We start from the raw sequence: 18,547 nt of genomic DNA on the forward strand, positions 1-18,547 counted from the left end.
ATCAGCGGGGAGCGATGAGAAGGCTGGCGCTGGAATGGACCGTCGCGGCGTGACCGGAGAGGACCAACGTGGTCGAGTCCATCTCGGTGATCACGGCGGGTCCCTCGACGACGTTGCCTGCCAGCAACTTCGCCCGGTCGTAGATGCCGGCCTTCGCGTACTCGCCGTCCATCCACACGTCGTTCGTGGACACCAGTGCGGCCGACGGATCCGCACCGCCCTCCTCGAGCGGCTGGAACGCCACGTCCGGTCGCGGCCCGCTGACCGTGACGCGCAGGTTGATGACCTCACGTTCGTTCTTCAGCAGGAAGGAGAAGAGACGCTCGTGCTCGGTGTCGAATGCCGTTCCCAGAGTGGACAGCAGATCGCCGGACTCGAGTGCGCTCGCGTCGAGGTCTACGGGGATCTCGAAGCCCTGGCCCTGGTACCGGAGATCCACCTGGTACTTCGCCGTCTGCTGATCCGCGGGCACGCCCTCGGCCGACAGTCGTGCGGCCGCGGACGTCGCGAGTTCCGCCAGGGCGGTGCGCAGCTCGGCGTCGTCGGTGTCGGAGAACGCACGGATCATCGTGCGAGCGCTCTCGTCGCGGACGCAGGTGGTGGCGTCTCCGTAGGCGCAGAGGACGCCGGGCGACGGCGGGACGATGACGGGCCACGCGCCGGTGAGACGCCCGAGTGCGTTGGCGTGCAGCGGACCTGCGCCACCGAACGACACCAGTGCGAAGTCGCGGGGGTCGTAGCCTTGCTGCACGCTCACCAGTCGGAGTGCGCCGAACATGTTCTCGTTGACGATGTCGACGATGCCCGACGCCGCTTCCTCGGGACTGCCGAGCCCGATGGCGTCGGCGATGGTCGCCACTGCCGTCCTGCTCGCGTCGACGTCGAGGCTCACCTCACCGCCCGCGAGGGCGGCAGGCAGGTACCCCAGCACGACGTTGGCGTCGGTCACCGTCGGCTCCGTGCCGCCGTTGCCGTAGGCCGCAGGCCCGGGGTCGGCTCCCGCGGACTGCGGACCCACCCGCAGCGCCTTCGTGAGCTCGGGGACATGGGCGATCGACCCGCCGCCGGCGCCGACCGTCCGGACGTCCACACTGGTGGCGCGCACAGCGAGGTCGCCGACCTTGGTCTCACGACCGATCCGCGGCTCACCGCCGAGGACCAGTGCGACGTCCGTCGACGTGCCGCCCATGTCGAAGGTCAGGAAGTCGGAGTAGCCGGCCTGCTCGGCGAACCACACCGCGCCGGTGACGCCTCCCGCCGGGCCCGACAGCAGCAGGGACACCGGTGACTCGGCCGCCTTGGCCGACTGCACCAGGCCACCGTCACTGCGCAGGATCGACAGCGGCGCCGTGATGCCCTTGTCCTGCAGCGACCGGTCGAGGTTCCGCACGTAGCGGGAGACCTCCGGCTGCACGTAGCTGTTGGCCACCGTCGTCAGAGTGCGTTCGTACTCGCGCATCTCGGGAAGCACCTGGCTCGAGATGGAGACCGGAATGCCGGGCAGTTCGCTCTCCGCCCAGGCCGCGACCTGCTTCTCGTGCGCGTCGTTCGCATACGAGTTGATCAACGAGATGGTCAGCGCCTCGATGCCCGCACCGGCCAGTCGACGCAGTTGCGCGCGGGCCTGCTCCTCGTCGAGAGGAGTGATCTCCGACCCGTCGGCAGCCAGTCGCCCGACCACCTCGACGGTGTTCTCGAGCGCCGCGAGCGGTTCCGGCTTGGGCCAGATGATCCACCCCGCGAGCCCGCCCGGGACGAAGGAGCGCGCGATCTGCAGCACCTGGCGAAACCCGTCCGTGGTGACGAGCCCGACGCGCGCACCACGTCCCTGCAGGATGGCGTTGGTCGCGACCGTGGTGCCGTGCAGAACCTGCCCGATCTCCGACGGCTCGATCTCGGCCTCCGCGCAGACCTTCGCGATGCCGTTGAGCACACCGATCGACTGGTCCGCAGGGGTGGACGGTGTCTTGGCTCTGAAGGTGGTGCCGGTCGTCTCCTCGAGAAGCAAGACGTCGGTGAAGGTGCCGCCGACGTCGACGCCGAGTCGATAACGCATGGTGTTCTCCCGTGCTATGAGGGTGAGAGGAGCGAAGGTCAGATGATGCCGCGCTCCGCGAGCGCCGCCCGGTCGGATTCCGTGACTCCGAGGAGTCGTCCGTAGATGTCGGAGTTGTGTTCCCCCAGTTCGGGTCCGGCGTGCCGGACCGAGCCGGGACTGTCGCTGAGCTTCGGTGCGACGTTCGCCATGGGGATCTCGCCGAAGTCCGGGTGCGCCAGGCGCACGATGGCCTCGCGCGCGGCGAAGTGTGGATCGTCGAACATGTCCCGCGCCGTGTAGATGCGCCCGGCGGGAACGCCCGCCTCGTGCAGAAGGTCGAGCACGGTGTCGGTGTCGAGGGCGGACGTCCAGGCCCCGACGATGTCGTCGAGCTCGGTCATGTTCTTCCCGCGCGCCTCGTGGTCGCGGTAGCGGGGATCCTCGATCAGGTCGGTCCGGTCCATCGCGGTGACCAGTCGGCCGAACACCGAATCCTGGTTGGCCGCGACGAGGATCATCTCGCCGCCCAGGGTGGGATAGACGTTGCTGGGCGCGATGTTCGGCAGCACGGAGCCGGTCCGCTCACGCTGATACCCGCCGATCTCCCACTCGGGCAGCAGGGATTCCATCATGGCGAGCACCGCTTCGTAGATGGCCGAGTCGACGAGTTGCCCCCGTCCGGTGTTCTCCCGGTGATGCAGCGCGGTGAGGACGCCGATCGTGGCGAACACGGCTGCGAGTGAATCACCGAGGGAGATGCCGGTACGAGACGGCGGCATCTCGGGATTGCCGGTGACGTAGCGGATTCCGCCCATGGCCTCGCCGATGGACCCGAAGCCCGCCCGCGGTGCGTAGGGGCCGTTCTGGCCGTACCCGGTGACCCTGGCCATGATGAGGCGCGGATTGATCTCCCGGAGTGCGTCGAACCCGAGGCCCCAACGCTCCATCGTGCCGGGGCGGAAGTTCTCCACCACGATGTCGGCGTCCGCGATGATCCGGCGGGCGAGGTCCTGACCCTCGGCGCTGCGCAGGTTGCAGGTCACGGACTTTTTGCCGCGCGCGACGACGGGCCACCACAGGGACTTGCCGTGCGGCTTCTCCCGACCCCACTGGCGCATCGGATCGCCGGTGCCGGGCGGCTCGAGTTTGATCACCTCGGCGCCGAAGTCGGCCAGCAACTGTCCGCAGAAGGGGCCGGCGAGAAGCTGACCCATCTCCACGACACGCAGATCGGACAGTGGGCCGGTGGGGGCCTCGCTCATGAGGACTCCTTCGTCTCGTCGGTCGTGAGGGCTTGGAGCAGAACATGTTTGGCGGCGCGGACGTGGGCGCGCATCACCGAGTCCGCCCACGTCTCGTCGCCGGCGCGCAGAGCCGCGACCAGGTCGCGATGGTGGGCGTGACTGCGTGCGAGATCGACGGGGGCATAGCGATGGAAGGTGCGCATCACCAACGGCAGCTGGATCACCGCTCCGAGCATCGAGATGAGGCGGGTGCTGGCCGCGGCAGTGCGCACGATGGCGTGGAACTCGTCGTTGAGCTGCGCCATCAGGTCCAGGCGTTGATCTGCTCCCTCCCCGGCCGCGGTTTCCATGAGGTCGCACAGCTCGGCGAGTCGGTCGATGTCCTTCTCGCCGATACGTGAGGCCGCCCGTGCCGCGGCCATGGCCTCGAGCGTCATCCTCAGGTCGTAGATCTCCTCGAGGTCGTCCGCCGTCCACTGGTACACCCGAGCCCCGCGATGCGGCAGAACCTCGACGAGTCCCTCCATCTCGAGCTGTCGCAGCGCCTCACGCACCGGTGTCCGGCTGGTCTCGGTGAGTTCGGCGATCTCGACCTCTCCGAGACGTGCACCGGGCGCATACGTCCCGGACACGATGCTGTCGCGGATGTGCGCGTAGACGCGGTCGACGGCCCTCGCCATGGATGCGACTCCCTGTGGTCGATGGTGAATTGTTCACAATGTAGGCCCATGACGATGGCGTGTCCCGGTAATCGTCGTTAAATTCTCGTTTCCGATCCGCTATTGCATACAACGGGGTGTCGGCGCAAGATGGGCCCATGACTGCGGTGCAACTTGTCGAGGTGGGTCCCCGTGACGGACTGCAGAACGAGGACGCTGTCCTCTCCGTCGACGACAAGATCGAACTGATCACGCGCAGCGCCGCCTCGGGTGCCACGCGCATCGAGGCGGTGAGTTTCGTGAATCCGAAGCGGGTGCCGCAGATGGCCGGCGCCGAGGAGGTCATGGCAGGCGTCCCGCGTGACGGCTCCGTCTCCTACATCGGATTGGTGCTCAACCGACGTGGACTCGACCGCGCGCTGGCGGCCGGCGTCGACGAGGTCAACGTCGTGGTCGTCGCGACGGAGGAGTTCAGCAGGCGCAATCAGGGGTGCTCCGTCGACGAGGCGGTGGCGGCGGCGCACGACATCATCACGGATGCGCGTACGGCGGGGGTGCCGGGCACGGTCACCATCGCCGCATCGTTCGGGTGCCCGTTCAGCGGTGAGGTGGATCCGGCGCGAGTCGGCGAACTCGTCGCGCGGATCGCCGAATGCGCACCGGCCGAGATCGCCCTCGCCGACACCATCGGCGTGGGAGTGCCGGCGCAGGTTCGTCGACTGGCGGAGCTCGCCACCCGGAACGCTCCGAACATCCCGCAGCGCTGGCACTTCCACAACACGCGCAACACCGGTTACGCCAACGCGCTGACAGCACTGGAGACGGGGGCGCAGGCCCTCGACGCCAGCATCGGCGGCTTCGGTGGGTGCCCGTTCGCACCCGCGGCCACCGGGAACATCGCGTCCGAGGACCTGATCTACGCGCTCGACCGCTCCGGCGTCGAGACGGGAGTGAGCATGGACGTGCTGGTCGACGCCGCGGCGTGGCTCGGCTCGGCGCTGGGCAAGGACGTGCCGGGGTTCCTCGGGCGTGCGGGTGGCTTTCCACCACGGTGACCTGCGGGAAAGACGGCCGTGACTCGTGTTCCCGCGGGAGTTTCGTGTTCCCGCGGTAGATGCAACGCCTACGGGAACACGAAAGGCCAGCGGGAAGGCCGGAGGCCGGCCGTTTCTCAGCGGGAAGGCCGGAGGCCGGCCGTTTCTCAGCGGGAAGGCCGGAGGCTCAGACGACCCGGAACCGTTCGAGGACCACGAGAGTCGAGTCGTCGATGGTGAGGCCGGCCAGCGTGTCCGCCATCTCGTCGGATCGCCAGAAGCGTTCGTGCCCGGCACGCCATGCGGCGACGTCGGCGTGACCCTCACCCTCCGCGACGGCATGCGTATCGTCGACGTCGCCGAGAGCGCTGACGCGTACATCGGTGATCTCGATGACGCAGGCAGTGGCGCCGCCGGAGTCGATCACCCTGTGACGCTCGCCCACTCGGGGCAGCGGCTCGTTCTCGTACTCCACCCGCAGTGAGGTGGTCGCCGTCTTGCGGCCTGCGCCTATCGCCGACACGAGGGCATCGCGTAGCGGCCCGGGGAAGGCGAACTCGGCCACGGGGAGAGAGTCGATGTCGGCCATTCCTCGAGTATGGCGCACGCGGGTCGGGGTTCCCGCGGACGTTCCCGGTTGCTGCGGACGCTGCAACACCTACGAGAACCTGTGCGGTCAGCGGGAAGGCCGGAGGCCGGTCGAGGTCAGCGGCTCAGCGAGTACACGAGCGTGTCCGTCCACTCACCCTTGCACCAGCAGTCCTGCAGGCGCAGTTCCTCGTCGCGTAATCCCACGCGCTGGGCGAGACGTGCGGAGGCTGCGTTGCGCGCGTCCATCTCCGCGGTGACGCGCCGGACCCGGTCCAGAGCGAGTACCTCGTCGAGCACTGCCTGCACCGCTTCGGTGGCGTAGCCGTGGCCTGAAACGTCGCGCGCGAAGGTCCACCCGAGTTCGACGGTGTCCTCGGCGACGAACCACGCGGAGACGGTGCCGATCACCCGGCCGTTCAGCTCGACCAGAGCATTCAATGCCCCCGTGTCGAGACTCGTTCGCTCGCACCGTCTCTGCACTGCGATCCGTGCGTCCTCCGCCGTCCACGGCTCGTGCATGAGGTACCGGCAGACCTCGGGATCGGTGTAGAAGTCGAGCCGGTGCTCGTCGTCGGGGGAAAAGGTGCGCAGAGTGAGCCGGGCGGTGACGGCGACGACGGTCACGAGGGCGGCCTCGTCACCGCTGCCAGGACGAGGAGAAGAGCCGCCGCGGCGCCACCGACCAGGAATCCTGTACCGGGAGAACGGGAGTCGACCACCACGCCGATACCCGCGGAGGCGAGAGCAGCGCCCGCGTTCACCGCGGTGTTGATCCAGCTCGACGCCTCGGTGCGCACGTCGGCGGTGGTGAGGTGATCGGACAGCAGGTACCCCGTCACCAGGGCGGGCGCGATGCAGAAGCCCAACAGGAACAGTCCGACGTGCAGCGGCACCGTGGTCGAGACCAGCGACAGCACGGAGGTGAGGACGGCCATCATCAGGACCGTCGTCAGAAGTCGACGGGTCAGCGAGCCGGCCCAGCTCCGGCGCCCGTACAGCAGTCCACCGCAGACACTTCCGGCTCCGAGCGCCGCGAGAAGCGTTCCGGCCGATCCGATGGCTCCCTGCTTCGCGGCGAAGGCTGTGGCGGCGATCTCCACGGTTCCCAGGACGGCCCCGACCCCTGCCATCGCTGTCAGGACACCGACGAAGCCGGGCCGGCGGAGTGGGCGCGACGAGGGAGTGGTCCCTGTCGTGCGCGGGCCGTGTCCGCGCGAGTGCTGGCTGGTGGTCATGCCGACCGTGCCGACGACGGCGACGCATCCCGTGGCGGCGAGTGCGATCGACGGGGACAGGGCGGTGACGAGGGTGGCGCCGAGGAGGGGACCGATGGTGAACATCGACTCCTCGCTCACGGCATCGAGACTGTAGGCGCGGGTGCGGGTCGGCCCCGGCTGCGTCAGCGAGCTCCAGACGACACGCATCGAGGCACCGAGTGGGGGAGGGAAGAATCCGGTGACCAGACTGCCGAGCACCAGGGACCAGGCCGGGGCATCGATGTACGTCAGAACGGCCAGAGTGCCCAGGGCCGTGGCGAATCCGACGGCCATCGAGACGAGGGCTCGCCGCTGACCGATGCGGTCGACGAGACGTGCCCGATACGGTGACGCCACCACATTGGCGACACCGAACGCACCCGTCGCGGAACCCGCGACCGCGAACGATCCGGTGGCACGCTGCACCGCCAACAGGATGACCAGTCCGACCATCGCGAAGGCCAGGCGGCCGAGCAGTGCGGGGAGGAAAGCGCGTGCGGCACCGGGTAATCGGACGATGCCGAGATAGCCGAGCGGATCCGCGGCGCGGTCGTCAGTGGGAGGAGGGTACGCCACCGGTCACCATGTCGAAGACGGCGTCGAGTTGAGCCCGGCCCTCGTCGACGTCGGGGTGGCGCTCGGCGATCTGGTTCAGCAGGGCGCGCTGGAAGATGCCGTCGATGGTGATGTAGGCGGTGGCCGGCGTGAGAACAGGCGCCGCTCCGACGAGTTCGCAGTACCGGGCGACGACGCGCCAGATCATCTCCTCGCGCCGGGACTCGATCTCGAGGACGTCGGCGCGGAAGGAGGAATCGAACAGGCTCTGATTGCGCAGGTCGTACCAGAGGCGGTGGATCGCCGCGTCGGCGAGCAGAGTGCCGAAGAAGGTCTCGGTGAACGAGCGTCGCAGCTGCTCCGCGGACTCGGCCCCGGCGACGACGTCGTCGTACCGCGTCACACAGATCTCCTCGTACTGCCGCACGGCATGCGCGATGAGATCGAGCTTGTTGGAGAAGTAGTAGTGCAGGACGCCGTGCGAGTACTCGGAGTTCTGAGCGATCTCGCGGAGGCTGGTGCGGGCGTAACCGAGTTCCGCCAACGTCGCGAGAGTCGCCAGTGCGAGCTCGCTGCGACGCGCCTCGAACTTGTCTCGAGAGCGCTCCTCGACGCGAAGTCGGGGGTCGGTGGTCTGGGTCACCCGGAAAGCATACCGCCGCATCGACGAACTCTTGACAGTCGTCAAGATTTTTCTTGACGACTGTCAAGACTTGTCCCTAGTGTTGCCTGCATCACATCGAACAGCGGATGTGATTCCACGCGAAGAACGCTTCGAACAAGGAGAGCGGACATGACGAGTTACGACCTGACCGGACGAACGGCACTGGTCACAGGCGGTGCGCAGGGCCTCGGCGCGGGAATGGCGCAGGCTCTCGCGGCGGCAGGAGCGTCCGTCGCCATCGCCGACATCAATGCCGCGGGTGGTCAGGAGACGGTCGAGGCGCTGCGGGCCACAGGAGCGAAAGCGGAGTTCGTCCAGCTCGACGTCACGGACGACGCGGCCTGGGAGGCGGCGGTCGAGTCGACCATCGGCGCACTGGGCGGCCTCGACATCGTCGTCAACAACGCGGGTATCGAGGTCACCAGTCTCATCGCCGATCTCGACGCCGAGGCGGCGTCCGCGATGCTGCAGGTCAACGTCATCGGCACCGCACTCGGCGTGAAGCACGCATTCCGCGCGATGCGCCCCGGTGGCAAGGCCGGCAAGGGCGGATCGGTGGTCAACATCGCCTCGGTCGCCGCCACCATCGCGTTCCCCGGAATCAGCCTCTACTCCGCCACGAAATCGGGCATCGACCGACTGACCCGGGTCGCGGCCGCCGAATCGGGAAAGCTCGGCTACGGCGTGCGCGTCAATTGCATCTATCCGGCACTGACCCCGACCGCGATGGGCAACAAGCTCGCGGTCGACACCGCGGAACTCGGCCTGTTCCCGTCGGTCGAGGCGGCAGTGCAGACCGTCGTGGAACTGACGCCCCTCGGTCGACTCGGCCAGGTCGACGACATGGCGGACGCCGTGGTGTTCCTGTCGTCCGACGCCGCGAAGTTCATCACCGGCGCGGGGCTCCCCGTCGACGGCGGCATGGGCATGTGACCTGCCGCCCCACCAGCACGGCTCTCGACCACCCCACTTCGAACCAGGAGATCAACCATGCCCACTGACAAGCGCGTCGTCGTCTACGGAGCGTCCGGCTACACGGGTCGCCTCATCTGTGAGTACCTGCGCGAGTACAACATTCCCTTCCTGGCCGCCGGCCGCGATCACGCCCGCCTGAAGGATGCCGTGAGTGCCGTGCCGGGTATCGACACCGTCGAGCACGAGATCGTCGAGGTCGAGCACACCGTGGAGGCGCTGACCGAGGCCTTCCGCGGCGCGACCGTGGTCCTCAACACCGTGGGACCGTTCGCCCGCTACGGCCACGAGGTGGCGCAGGCCTGCCTGGCCATCGGTGCGCACTACACCGACACCAACGGCGAGCAGAACTGGATGATCGACGCCGAGGCGCAGTACAGCGCCGACTTCGCCTCGCAGGGACTGGTTCTCACGCCGGGCCTCGCGCAGATGTACTCCATCGGTGAGATCGCCGCGAACATCTGCCTGGAGAACCCGGGTCTGAACAGCCTCGACATCCAGGTGTTCTGGAAGGGGCACCCCACCGTCGCCTCGACCAACACCATCCTCACCAACGCCGCGTTCTCCAAGGCGTACTACCTGGAGGAGAACGAGTACGTCGAGTGGCCCGCCGACGCCGGGCTCTACACCGTGAGCGTTCCCGGTCAGCACGATCTCGGCCTGGCGTTGCCGTGGGGCGGCACGTCGCATCCGGTCTGGTTCAAGAACGACCCGCGGGTCACCACCGCGAAGGCTCTCGGCGGTGTCTTCAATCCGCCTCTGATGAAGGCGGTTCCGCTGTTGGTGGCCGCCGCGCTCGAACAGATGGAGGGCAAGTCGGACGAGGAGAAGTACCGCATCATCGACGAGCAGTCGTCCGCGATCCGCAGCGAAATGCCGCCCCGGGAGAACCCGCGCCTGAACACCTCGCTGGACTCGGTGTACGCATCGGGTCCGCTGGGCCGCGCACACTGCGTCATCCACGGCAACTGCAACTACAAGCAGACCGCACTGCTCAACGCACACGGGGCTGCCGCACTCCTGCAGGGAGCTCCACGCAAGGTCGGATTCGCCTCCAGCTGTGAGGCGTTCGGTCATCGCGAGTTGCTCGGCACGCTGCGGGCGTTCGGTCTGGTCCTGGACCCGATCGTCTCCGTGCACCGCTGAGATGCGACTCTCCGACTACCTGGACAAGGGCGTCTCGCTCGGCCGTGGGGCACCGTGCCTCACGGCCGGGGGTGACACCTCCACCTACGGTGAGGTGTACGACCGGTCGGTCGAGATCGCCGCGGCGCTGCAACACGACGGTGTCGAGGCCGGCGATCGCGTCGCCGTCCTGTCCGGTAACGATCCGCTGGCGCTGACGTGCGTGTTCGGCATCTCGCGCGCCGGCGCGGTGTGGTGCCCGGTGAATCCGCGGAACGAGGCCGACGAGAACCGCCAGCTGTTCGATCTCTTCGGATGCCGAACTCTGTTCTTCCAGAGCCGATTCACCGATCTGGTCGACCGGATCCGAGGCGATCTGCCGCACCTCGTGCGACTGGTCTGCCTCGACGGTGACACGGAGTGGTCGATCCCGTTCGAGTCGTGGCTCGCCGAACACCGCGGCGAGCTCGACGCGGACAGGCGGCCGCCGCGCGGGCTCGCGATGCTGGCGGGAACGGGCGGCACCACGGGAAAGCCGAAAGGGGTGCGGCTGACCGAGGACAACATGATGACCTCGACGGCGCTCGCGCTGATGAGCTATCCCTTCGGTGTGCGTCCGCGGTATCTCGCGCTGGCGCCGCTCACGCACTCCGCCGGTGTGCTGACGTTCCCGATCCTGAGTCTCGGCGGCGAGGTGGTCATCATGGCGGCCCCCGACATCGGGGAGTTCCTGGCGCTGATCGAACGGCACCGCATCACCCATGCGTTCCTGCCTCCGACGGTGATCTACGGCGTGCTCGACCACCCGGATCTGGATCATCGGGACCTGTCGTCTCTCCGCTGCCTCTGGTACGGGGCGGCGCCGATGTCGCCGACGCGGCTCGAGGAAGCGCTCACGCGCATCGGGCCCGTGCTGGGGCAGCTGTTCGGACAGACCGAGGCGCCCAACATGATCGCCACCCTGGCGCCGGCGGACCACTTTCGTCCGGACGGCACGGTGGCGACGGAACGGCTCACCTCGGCCGGTCGTCCGACACCCTTGACCACGGTCGCGATCATGACCGAGAAGGGCGACCTCGTCGGCACCGGTGAGCGTGGCGAGATCGTCGTGCGCGGTCCCCTGGTCATGGACGGCTATCACGACAATCCGGCGGCGACGGCAGAGGTGGGCGCTCACGGTTGGCACCACACGGGCGACATCGGGTACCTCGACGACGACGGGTTCCTCTTCGTCGTCGACCGTGCCAAGGACATGATCATCACGGGCGGATTCAACGTCTACTCGGCCGAGGTGGAGCAGGCACTGCTCGCGCATCCCGCGGTCAAGGAGTCGGCCGTGGTGGGACTTCCCGACGAGAAATGGGGAGAACGGGTCGTGGCGGCTGTCGAGCTGCGCGCCGGGCAGGAGGTGGATCCCGCCGCACTGATCGCCTTCGTCAAAGAACGCATCGGCAGCGTGAAGGCGCCGAAGAACATCGAGGTCTGGGATCTCCTGCCCCGGTCGAAGGTCGGAAAGATCCTGAAGAACGAGGTCAGGTACACCATGACGATGTAGTGGGTGGGTCGCTCGACCTCTGTACACGGCGGACGGCCGGGCCTACCGTGAACGGACCGATCGGTACGCCCAGCCAGGAGGTCCATCATGTCTCGTCGAATCACCCGCGCACTCGTCGGCGCCACCGTGGCGGGCGCCGGAGCCGCCGCGATCGTGTTGTCCGGCGGGCCAACGGCGACCGCAGCACCGTCGATCGGCCCGCTCTACTTCCAGACCTTCGGCGAGTTCTACTTCCCGCCCGCAAAGAATTGCCAGCAGACGGCGGCGGAGTACCGGGAGCGTGGCGACATCATCCTCGTGAACTGTGCTCCCGGCTTCGCCTTCGGCACGTACCAGCTCGTCGGTATCCGAGCAGGCTTCGGTAGCTGACCCCGAGCCCACCGGCGCAGTCGCTACGGTGGGCGGATGCCATTGTCGCCGCGGGTACCGGACCTCGGAGCCCTCGATGTGATGGTGTCCGTCGCCCGGTTGGGCAGCATGACGGCAGCGGGCCGCGAACACGGGTTGAGTCAGCAGGCGGTCAGCGCGCGAGTGCGTGCTGCGGAACGGGACATCGGTGTCCGCATCTTCGATCGCGGGACGAGCGGTGTCGCCCTGACCCCCGAGGGCGTCGCGGTCATGGAGTGGGCGGGCGGCATCCTCGACTCGGCCGAGAAGTTCGCGACAGGAGTGACATCGCTTCTGCGCGAGGGCAATGCGACGCTGACCATCGCCGCCAGCATGACCATCGCCGAGCACCTGGTTCCCGCGTGGATGCTCTCGATGCGCAGGCAGTCACCCGACGTCCAGGTGCAGATGCGACTGATGAACTCGGCGGAGGTCGCCGAGCAGGTGCTGGACGGGCGCGCGGACATCGGGTTCGTGGAAGGGCCCGACGTGCCGGCCGGACTCGGCGTCGCCGTCGTCGCGCACGACGAGTTGATCATCGTCACGGGACCGTCCCACCCGTGGGCGACGAGTCGCGTGGCCTCGCTGGAGCTGCTGCAGACGACGGCTCTGGTGCAGCGTGAGCCCGGGTCGGGAACCCGCACCACGTACGAGAGTGCCGTTCGCCCCACGGTTCCGCCGCTCATCGAGCTCAACTCCGTCACCGCCGTCAAGTCTGCTGCCATATCGGCGAATGCGCCGGCGGTGGTGTCGTCTCTCGCGGTGGAGGGGGAGCTGCGGAGCGGCGCGTTGGTGCGCATCGTCATCCCCGGACTGGCGATGACACGGGAACTGCGCGCGGTCTGGAGCCTGTCGTCGGCGTTGCGCGGTTCCCGTCGCGACTTCGTCGACATCGCCGCTGCTCGGCGGTAGCCCACAACCAGCAGTTGTGGGGTGACAAGAGCCCGACCACTACAGACTCTGGCCGTCCCGGCGCACTGTGAAGGCATGACGACTTTCCGGACCGCCACACCGCACGGGATGCTCCGCGACCTCGACTCGCCCGGCAGCGTGATCGAGCACATCACGCCGAACTGGTTCGCATCGGTGATGGGGACCGGAATCGTCGCCACTGCCGCAGCAACGCTGCCCGTGCAGAATGTCGTGCTCCACATGGCAGCCGTCGTCATGTGGCTGCTCGCCTCGACTGTCCTCGTCGTCGTGTCGACCCTGTTCGCCGCGCACTGGCTCGCGCACCGCCGCGTCGCGCTGGCGTACGCGGCCCACCCCGTGATGATGCAGTTCTACGGCGCGCCGCCCATGGCTCTGCTCACCGTCGGTGCCGGTGCGAGCCTCGTCGGCGTGGACATCCTCGGGCAGAGCCTGGCCACCTCGATCTTCGTCGTCCTCTGGACGGTGGGTACCGCGCTGGGGCTCGCGACCAGCGTCGTCGTCCCGTACCTGATGATCACCCGCCGCCGCAGCGCCGACACGGTCGCGCTCCCGGCATGGCTGATGCCCGTGGTGCCGCCGATGGTCTCGGCATCCACCGGTGCACTTCTCCTCCCGCACATCGCCGACGGGCAGTGGCGGCTCGCGATGCTCGTCGGCTGCTACGCGCTGTTCGGATTGGCACTCGTGACCGGGCTGATGGTGACGACCGCGGTTCTCGGTCGACTGCTGCACGGCGCCGTCCTCCCGGTCCAGGCTGCACCGACTATATGGATCACTCTCGGCGTCATCGGCCAGTCGGTCACCGCGGCCAACCTCCTGGGTGCCGATGCGGCGATGGTGTTCACCGGTGACCGGAGCGAGGTGGCGGTGGTCCTGCGTGCGGCGGGAATCCTCTTCGGAATGGTGATGGGCGGCTTCGGAGCGATGATGTTCGCCCTGGCCACGGCGCTGACCGTGCACGCGGCGCGCCGAGGACTGCGCTTCTCGTTGGCATGGTGGTCGTTCACCTTCCCGGTCGGAACATGCGTCACCGGCGCGGCGGCGTTGGGGCGCGCGCTGGAGTCGTCCGTCGTCGAGGCACTGGCGGTCGTGCTGTTCGCCGTGCTGGTGACGGCGTGGACGACGGTGGCGACGAGGACGGTGCGCGAGGCGTATCGCGGCCGGGTGTTTCTTCCGGCGTGAGAGTCGCACGACGGCGAAGTGGGCACACTGGAGGCATGGAGATCACCGGCCACCTCACGCCCGACGAGTTCTGGACCCAGCAACGCGCGATCGAGGATCAGATCCGCGCCGAGTCGACCACCTTCCCGACCTACACGGTGAACGGGTGGAACGGGGTGCGGGTGATGGGCCCGTGGTCGCGGGAGAACGACGTACTGACCAGCGTGACACTGCGGCACGGTGAGGTCGACTGGGACGGCGACGACATCGACGGTCCCTTCGTCGAGGTCACCACCACCACGAAGGACGCGCACCGCACGGCGCTGAAGGCGATGCTGTCGGCGATCGGTCTGACGCCGATGTCGCCCGAGTACAAGCGGCGACGTGAGGCCATCGCGGCGACGGAGGCGCGTCGCGTCGTCGTGCCGGTGAACGGCGCGGACACCGACTTCGAGATGCACGGCGGGCAGGAACGGTGGTGGGCGTCGGCGACGGTGGGCGACCACGGTGTGGTGATCGAGGCGCGGCACCACCCTGTCGAGGCGGTGGCGCTGACGTCGGAGACCGACATGGAGCCCTATCTCGACGGCCTCCGCGCCGCGATCCGTACGAGTCGGGGCGAGTGATGGCACTGCCCTCGCACGGCCGATTCCCCTACTCGCCCATCACGTCCCGTCCGTCGTTCTCGTGGCCGGGCGGCGCGTCCCTCGCGGTGTACGTCGCCGTCAACTGCGAGCACTTCCCGTACGACGACGGAGCTCCCGGGCTGGGATGGACGCCGGGAATGGACCAGCCGAACACCTACAACTGGGGTTGGCGCGAGTACGGCAACAGGGCGGGCGGCTTCGCGTTGGCCGACACATTGCGCGACAGCGGAATTCGTCCGACTCTGCTCGTCAACGCCGAGATCTACGAGCACGCTCCCGATCTGGTGGCGGCGTATCGCGCACTCGGCGCGGACGTCGTCGCCCACGGCCGCACCAACGCCGAGCAGCCGAACCAGCAGGACGAGGACGCGGAACGTCGCACCATCGAGGCGGTACGACGGGCGATCGAGTCACACGAGGGTTCGCCGCCTCGGGGTTGGATGAGCCCCGGCGCGAACCCGAGCCGGGTGACGGAGGACCTGTTGGCGGAGCAGGGATTCGAGTACACGCTCGACTGGCCGATCGACGACCAGCCGGTGTGGATGGCCACGCGCGGTGGACCTCTACTGAGTGTTCCGTACCCGCACGAGGTCAACGACCTTCCGGTGTTCGTCCATCACCACGGGTCCGCGGAGGATTTCGAGCACATCGTCGTCGACTCGTTCGACGAGCTGAAGGAGCAGTCGCGGCGCGCACCGCGCGTGTTGGCCATCTCCACCCACACGTTCCTCACCGGGCAACCGCACCGGCTCAGACGCTTTCGTCGCGCGCTGGATCACCTGACGTCGCACGCCGACGGTGTCTGGTTCACCACCGCCGGCGACATCGCCGAGCACTATCGGACGGTCACTCCGCCGCCTGCGTGACGTAGTCGTGCAGCTGCGCCTCGGTGAGGTTCGCCTCGGTGAGTGCCGCGAGGGCCTCCGGATCGAGGTTCTCGGCACTGCCGTCCGCGAAGCGCCGTGCACCCTCGGCCGTGACACCGCGTGCTCGCAACTGGGCGAACACCTCGTCGGTACTCACACGCCCGCCGGGAGTGCCCGTGCCGCGACTCCCGCTCCCATGTTGTACCCGAGATGACCGCCGAGAGCGCCGCCCAGACCGGCGACGGCGAATCCGGCGAGTGCGAGCGCCTTCGACGTGGTGTCCGGCGGCGACGACGCGTCCGCTGCCTTCGCGCGCCGGCGATACGACGCCGTGAACAGAGCCAGGGCTACGGCGTTGGTGCTCGCGTGGATCAGACCCACTCGTCGCTGTTCCGCGTTGAGCGTCGACCACGTCGCCCACCCCGTCACCAGTGCGGTGGGGGCGGTCACCAGTCCGGCACCGATGAGGCGCCGCGCTGCCGCGGAGTCTCCACCGGTGACATCGAGAAAGACTGCGCTGGTCCACAATCCGACCGAGGAGTAGGCCATGATGGGATGCATCGGGTGGCCGACGAAGGTCCCACGGAGGAGGCCGTCGACCTTCGTCCCCTCGAGAGCGGATCGGAGCTTCCCGGCGACGGGGTCGCTGACCGGATCGAGGAACGTCGCCTTCTCGAGCGGGTGGAACAGCGGTGTGAGATTCATACCGTGTCGGATACCCGCAGCGGTCGAGGGTAACCGCGACGCACGGTGCGCTCGAGAATGCCGAGGGTCACGCGCAGGGACGATCCGGACACCACGGGGAATATGTCACGCTCCCGCCAGTCGGGATCAATGTCGGACCAGTCGTAGTAGGACGTGACGAGGGTGCCCTCCGTGCCGTCCTCGAAGGAGTGCGGCGCGAGCCGGTACCCGTAGCGGTGGCCGATGGGCGGTCGGACCGTGCCGACGATCGTCCACGAGATGTCCCGATCGCGCTCGAAGGTCGCGATGGTGACCTCGACGTCGTAGGTACCCATCGGGAGGTCGCCGAGTGCCTCGCGATCCATGTGCACGACGAAGGTGTCTCCCGCGGACGTCACGGGTGCGCCGTCCGCGCTCATCAACATGCCCGAGCCGTCGATGGCGACGTGGCCGTCGGGATCGCAGAGCACGTCGAAGATGTCCGCCGCGGGCAACGGCATCACGCGCTGAAACTCGAGTCGTTCGTCGGTCATGGGTCCAGTCTGCACTTGTGCAGGAAGCGGGTGCGCAGGTCGTCATTGAAGACGGAGCGCGACGGGCACAGACTCGTGACCATGACGGACCTCACAGGACGATCGGCTCTCATCACCGGTGGTGCCAGCGGAATCGGGGCCGCGATCGCCCGCGCCCTCGCGGCGAACGGCGCCCGGGTCACCGTCGCCGACCTCGACGGTGACGCCGCCACGGCGCTGGCACACGAGATCGGGGGAGACGCGTGGCAGGTGGATCTCTCCGACGTCGACGCGCTCGCGGACCTCACCCTCGAGACCGACATCCTGGTGAACAACGCGGGAATCCAGCACGTGTCGCCGATCGAGGACTTCGACCCGGTGATGTTCCGCCGCATCCTGACACTCATGGTGGAGGCACCGTTCCTGCTGGTGCGTGCCGCTCTGCCGCACATGTACGAGTCCGGGTACGGACGCATCGTCAACATGTCGTCCGTGCACGGCATCCGGGCATCGGCCAACAAGTCGGCGTACGTCACGGCGAAGCACGCGCTGGAGGGACTGTCGAAGGTCACCGCTCTCGAAGGCGCCGAGCGGGGCGTCCGCAGCAACTGCGTCAACCCCGGCTACGTGCGAACACCCCTCGTGGAGAAGCAGATCGCCGATCAGGCGCGCGTCCACGGCATCGACGAGTCCGAGGTGCTCGAGAAGGTGCTGCTGACCGAGAGTGCGATCAAGCGGATGGTGGAGCCGGAGGAGGTGGCCGCACTGGTGTCCTTCCTCGTCGGAGACGAGGCGTCGATGATCACCGGAGCGTCGTACACGATGGACGGCGGCTGGAGCGCGAGCTGATCACTCGCCGCGCGAGACGCTCTCCACGAAGTCGCGGGCGATGTCACGGAGCTTGCGGTTGGCACGCTGTGACTCCGCGGACAGCATGCCGAACGCGGTGTCGCTGTCGACGCCGTGCAGCGCCATGAGAATGCCCTTGGCCTGCTCGATGGGGGCGCGGTGCTCGAGTGCGTCCTGCAGGCCCGACGCGACCTCGCGGGCCGACCGCACGCGCGCGTAGTCGCCGATCGCCGTGGACACGGTGGACGTCAGCAGCTCGAGGATCGACTCGTCGATCGACCCGAACGCGTCGGGGGCGGTGCCGTACAGGTTGAACGATCCGAGCTTCATGTCGGCGGTGTGCAGGGGCGCGGCGAGGAACGAGCGCACGCCCTCCTCGCGAGCAGCGTGTACGAACTCCGGCCAGCGCTGCTGCGCCGCATCGACGTCGACGCGCACGATCTCTCCGGTCCGGGCGGCCTCGAGGCACGGACCCTCACCGATCTCGTACTGATGGCGGTCGACCTCGAGCGTGCGGTCGTCGGTGTGCACGGCCGTGTACGTCAGGCCGCCGAACAGGATGCTCACACCGACGCTGGACGCACCGTCGACGGCCTCGTGTGCGATCTCCGCGGTGCGCTTCAGCAGCACCGCCAGATGGTCGTCGTCGCGGACGCTGCCGCCGACCACGCTCAGCATGGCCGCGAGTCGACGGGGAGCGACCGACCCGGTGGCCACCTCGGTGACCAACTCCGCCGCACGCGACGTCGACTCGTCCGCCTCCGCACGCTCCGAGTCCGCTGTCGCCGCCACGGCGCTGTCCCTGCTCTCCACGG

General features: G+C 68.2%; 21 protein-coding genes. 10 read left to right on the forward strand and 11 right to left on the reverse strand.

Annotation, left to right across the window (positions count from 1 at the left end; all coding sequences use genetic code 11):
- Position 1: 1 nt before the first annotated feature.
- From QRN16_RS12640 to QRN16_RS12650, 3 genes are read right to left on the reverse strand one after another with little or no spacing between them, the layout of a single operon-like run.
- On the reverse strand, positions 2-2,056 hold the full coding sequence (locus QRN16_RS12640) for a hydantoinase/oxoprolinase family protein (protein WP_285187284.1): 2,055 nt from the start codon (positions 2,054-2,056) through the stop codon (positions 2-4).
- Between the two features lie 38 nt (positions 2,057-2,094).
- Entirely contained in the window at positions 2,095-3,300 is a 1,206-nt protein-coding gene (locus QRN16_RS12645) for a CaiB/BaiF CoA transferase family protein (RefSeq protein WP_285187285.1), read from the reverse strand.
- The gene (locus tag QRN16_RS12650; RefSeq protein ID WP_027506512.1) at positions 3,297-3,962 is read right to left on the reverse strand and encodes a GntR family transcriptional regulator; all 666 of its coding nucleotides are present in this window, start codon (positions 3,960-3,962) and stop codon (positions 3,297-3,299) included. The genes QRN16_RS12645 and QRN16_RS12650 overlap by 4 nt, the downstream gene beginning before the upstream one ends.
- A 137-nt stretch (positions 3,963-4,099) precedes the next feature.
- On the opposite strand from QRN16_RS12650, the gene QRN16_RS12655 reads away from it, so the two are divergent.
- Entirely contained in the window at positions 4,100-4,996 is an 897-nt protein-coding gene (locus tag QRN16_RS12655; RefSeq protein ID WP_285187286.1) for a hydroxymethylglutaryl-CoA lyase, read from the forward strand.
- Positions 4,997-5,162: 166 nt separating this feature from the next.
- On the opposite strand, the gene QRN16_RS12660 is transcribed toward QRN16_RS12655, so the two are convergent.
- From QRN16_RS12660 to QRN16_RS12675, 4 genes are all read right to left on the reverse strand, one after another.
- Positions 5,163-5,564: an ASCH domain-containing protein gene (locus QRN16_RS12660; RefSeq protein ID WP_027506510.1), complete on the reverse strand. Its 402-nt coding sequence runs from the start codon at positions 5,562-5,564 to the stop codon at positions 5,163-5,165.
- A gap of 116 nt (positions 5,565-5,680) precedes the next feature.
- The gene (locus QRN16_RS12665) at positions 5,681-6,190 is read right to left on the reverse strand and encodes a GNAT family N-acetyltransferase (RefSeq protein ID WP_222633198.1); all 510 of its coding nucleotides are present in this window, start codon (positions 6,188-6,190) and stop codon (positions 5,681-5,683) included.
- On the reverse strand, positions 6,187-7,398 hold the full coding sequence (locus QRN16_RS12670; RefSeq protein ID WP_285187287.1) for an MFS transporter: 1,212 nt from the start codon (positions 7,396-7,398) through the stop codon (positions 6,187-6,189). The genes QRN16_RS12665 and QRN16_RS12670 overlap by 4 nt, the downstream gene beginning before the upstream one ends.
- The gene (locus QRN16_RS12675) at positions 7,376-8,020 is read right to left on the reverse strand and encodes a TetR/AcrR family transcriptional regulator (protein ID WP_027506507.1); all 645 of its coding nucleotides are present in this window, start codon (positions 8,018-8,020) and stop codon (positions 7,376-7,378) included. The genes QRN16_RS12670 and QRN16_RS12675 overlap by 23 nt, the downstream gene beginning before the upstream one ends.
- 150 nt (positions 8,021-8,170) lie before the next feature.
- Between QRN16_RS12675 and QRN16_RS12680 the strand changes: the two genes are divergently transcribed.
- From QRN16_RS12680 to QRN16_RS12715, 8 genes are all read left to right on the forward strand, one after another.
- Positions 8,171-8,974 carry an SDR family NAD(P)-dependent oxidoreductase gene (locus tag QRN16_RS12680; RefSeq protein WP_042574244.1) on the forward strand — a complete coding sequence of 268 codons (804 nt, stop codon included), beginning with the start codon at positions 8,171-8,173 and terminating at the stop codon, positions 8,972-8,974.
- Between the two features lie 57 nt (positions 8,975-9,031).
- Positions 9,032-10,159 (forward strand): DUF5938 domain-containing protein, encoded by a 1,128-nt coding sequence (locus QRN16_RS12685; RefSeq protein ID WP_056443486.1) that lies wholly within the window; start codon positions 9,032-9,034, stop codon positions 10,157-10,159.
- A 1-nt stretch (position 10,160) separates the two neighbouring features.
- Positions 10,161-11,693 carry an AMP-binding protein gene (locus QRN16_RS12690; protein ID WP_285187288.1) on the forward strand — a complete coding sequence of 511 codons (1,533 nt, stop codon included), beginning with the start codon at positions 10,161-10,163 and terminating at the stop codon, positions 11,691-11,693.
- An 87-nt stretch (positions 11,694-11,780) separates the two neighbouring features.
- Positions 11,781-12,062 carry a hypothetical protein gene (locus tag QRN16_RS12695; RefSeq protein ID WP_285187289.1) on the forward strand — a complete coding sequence of 94 codons (282 nt, stop codon included), beginning with the start codon at positions 11,781-11,783 and terminating at the stop codon, positions 12,060-12,062.
- Between the two features lie 36 nt (positions 12,063-12,098).
- Positions 12,099-12,992 carry a LysR family transcriptional regulator gene (locus tag QRN16_RS12700; RefSeq protein ID WP_285187290.1) on the forward strand — a complete coding sequence of 298 codons (894 nt, stop codon included), beginning with the start codon at positions 12,099-12,101 and terminating at the stop codon, positions 12,990-12,992.
- Between the two features lie 75 nt (positions 12,993-13,067).
- Complete coding sequence (locus QRN16_RS12705) at positions 13,068-14,195, forward strand: TDT family transporter (protein WP_285187291.1); 1,128 nt, start codon at positions 13,068-13,070, stop codon at positions 14,193-14,195.
- A gap of 35 nt (positions 14,196-14,230) precedes the next feature.
- Complete coding sequence (locus QRN16_RS12710) at positions 14,231-14,800, forward strand: hypothetical protein (RefSeq protein WP_027506500.1); 570 nt, start codon at positions 14,231-14,233, stop codon at positions 14,798-14,800.
- On the forward strand, positions 14,800-15,687 hold the full coding sequence (locus QRN16_RS12715; protein WP_056443505.1) for a polysaccharide deacetylase family protein: 888 nt from the start codon (positions 14,800-14,802) through the stop codon (positions 15,685-15,687). The genes QRN16_RS12710 and QRN16_RS12715 overlap by 1 nt, the downstream gene beginning before the upstream one ends.
- Here the strand turns inward: QRN16_RS12715 and QRN16_RS12720 are convergent.
- Genes QRN16_RS12720 through QRN16_RS12730 form a run of 3 tightly spaced genes read right to left on the reverse strand, consistent with a single transcriptional unit; the run spans position 15,668 to position 16,904 of the window.
- The gene (locus QRN16_RS12720; protein ID WP_155957085.1) at positions 15,668-15,844 is read right to left on the reverse strand and encodes a hypothetical protein; all 177 of its coding nucleotides are present in this window, start codon (positions 15,842-15,844) and stop codon (positions 15,668-15,670) included. The two genes, QRN16_RS12715 and QRN16_RS12720, sit on opposite strands and share 20 nt — an antisense overlap.
- Positions 15,841-16,392, reverse strand: a complete 552-nt coding sequence (locus tag QRN16_RS12725; protein ID WP_027506498.1) for a DUF2231 domain-containing protein — start codon at positions 16,390-16,392, stop codon at positions 15,841-15,843. The genes QRN16_RS12720 and QRN16_RS12725 overlap by 4 nt, the downstream gene beginning before the upstream one ends.
- A complete protein-coding gene (locus tag QRN16_RS12730) occupies positions 16,389-16,904 on the reverse strand; it encodes an SRPBCC family protein (RefSeq protein ID WP_056443507.1) in 516 nt (171 codons plus the stop codon). The genes QRN16_RS12725 and QRN16_RS12730 overlap by 4 nt, the downstream gene beginning before the upstream one ends.
- Before the next feature lie 81 nt (positions 16,905-16,985).
- On the opposite strand from QRN16_RS12730, the gene QRN16_RS12735 reads away from it, so the two are divergent.
- Positions 16,986-17,732, forward strand: coding sequence for a 3-hydroxybutyrate dehydrogenase (locus QRN16_RS12735; protein ID WP_027506496.1), 747 nt, complete (start codon positions 16,986-16,988; stop codon positions 17,730-17,732).
- Here QRN16_RS12735 and QRN16_RS12740 read toward each other — a convergent pair whose 3' ends face one another.
- Positions 17,733-18,545 carry a GAF and ANTAR domain-containing protein gene (locus tag QRN16_RS12740; protein WP_056443510.1) on the reverse strand — a complete coding sequence of 271 codons (813 nt, stop codon included), beginning with the start codon at positions 18,543-18,545 and terminating at the stop codon, positions 17,733-17,735.
- Positions 18,546-18,547 lie beyond the last annotated feature (2 nt).

Origin of the sequence: Rhodococcus sp. MEB041, from assembly GCF_030208955.1 — a bacterium.
GTDB lineage: Bacteria > Actinomycetota > Actinomycetes > Mycobacteriales > Mycobacteriaceae > Rhodococcoides.

Excerpts from the sequence above, each read along its gene's own strand:
- QRN16_RS12640 (WP_285187284.1), bottom strand. The coding sequence starts at position 2,056 with ATGCGTTATCGACTCGGCGTCGACGTCGGCGGCACCTTCACCGACGTC.
- QRN16_RS12645 (WP_285187285.1), bottom strand. The coding sequence starts at position 3,300 with ATGAGCGAGGCCCCCACCGGCCCACTGTCCGATCTGCGTGTCGTGGAG.
- QRN16_RS12650 (WP_027506512.1), bottom strand. The coding sequence starts at position 3,962 with ATGGCGAGGGCCGTCGACCGCGTCTACGCGCACATCCGCGACAGCATC.
- QRN16_RS12655 (WP_285187286.1), top strand. The coding sequence starts at position 4,100 with ATGACTGCGGTGCAACTTGTCGAGGTGGGTCCCCGTGACGGACTGCAG.
- QRN16_RS12660 (WP_027506510.1), bottom strand. The coding sequence starts at position 5,564 with ATGGCCGACATCGACTCTCTCCCCGTGGCCGAGTTCGCCTTCCCCGGG.
- QRN16_RS12680 (WP_042574244.1), top strand. The coding sequence starts at position 8,171 with ATGACGAGTTACGACCTGACCGGACGAACGGCACTGGTCACAGGCGGT.
- QRN16_RS12685 (WP_056443486.1), top strand. The coding sequence starts at position 9,032 with ATGCCCACTGACAAGCGCGTCGTCGTCTACGGAGCGTCCGGCTACACG.
- QRN16_RS12690 (WP_285187288.1), top strand. The coding sequence starts at position 10,161 with ATGCGACTCTCCGACTACCTGGACAAGGGCGTCTCGCTCGGCCGTGGG.
- QRN16_RS12695 (WP_285187289.1), top strand. The coding sequence starts at position 11,781 with ATGTCTCGTCGAATCACCCGCGCACTCGTCGGCGCCACCGTGGCGGGC.
- QRN16_RS12700 (WP_285187290.1), top strand. The coding sequence starts at position 12,099 with ATGCCATTGTCGCCGCGGGTACCGGACCTCGGAGCCCTCGATGTGATG.
- QRN16_RS12705 (WP_285187291.1), top strand. The coding sequence starts at position 13,068 with ATGACGACTTTCCGGACCGCCACACCGCACGGGATGCTCCGCGACCTC.
- QRN16_RS12710 (WP_027506500.1), top strand. The coding sequence starts at position 14,231 with ATGGAGATCACCGGCCACCTCACGCCCGACGAGTTCTGGACCCAGCAA.
- QRN16_RS12715 (WP_056443505.1), top strand. The coding sequence starts at position 14,800 with ATGGCACTGCCCTCGCACGGCCGATTCCCCTACTCGCCCATCACGTCC.
- QRN16_RS12725 (WP_027506498.1), bottom strand. The coding sequence starts at position 16,392 with ATGAATCTCACACCGCTGTTCCACCCGCTCGAGAAGGCGACGTTCCTC.
- QRN16_RS12730 (WP_056443507.1), bottom strand. The coding sequence starts at position 16,904 with ATGACCGACGAACGACTCGAGTTTCAGCGCGTGATGCCGTTGCCCGCG.
- QRN16_RS12735 (WP_027506496.1), top strand. The coding sequence starts at position 16,986 with ATGACGGACCTCACAGGACGATCGGCTCTCATCACCGGTGGTGCCAGC.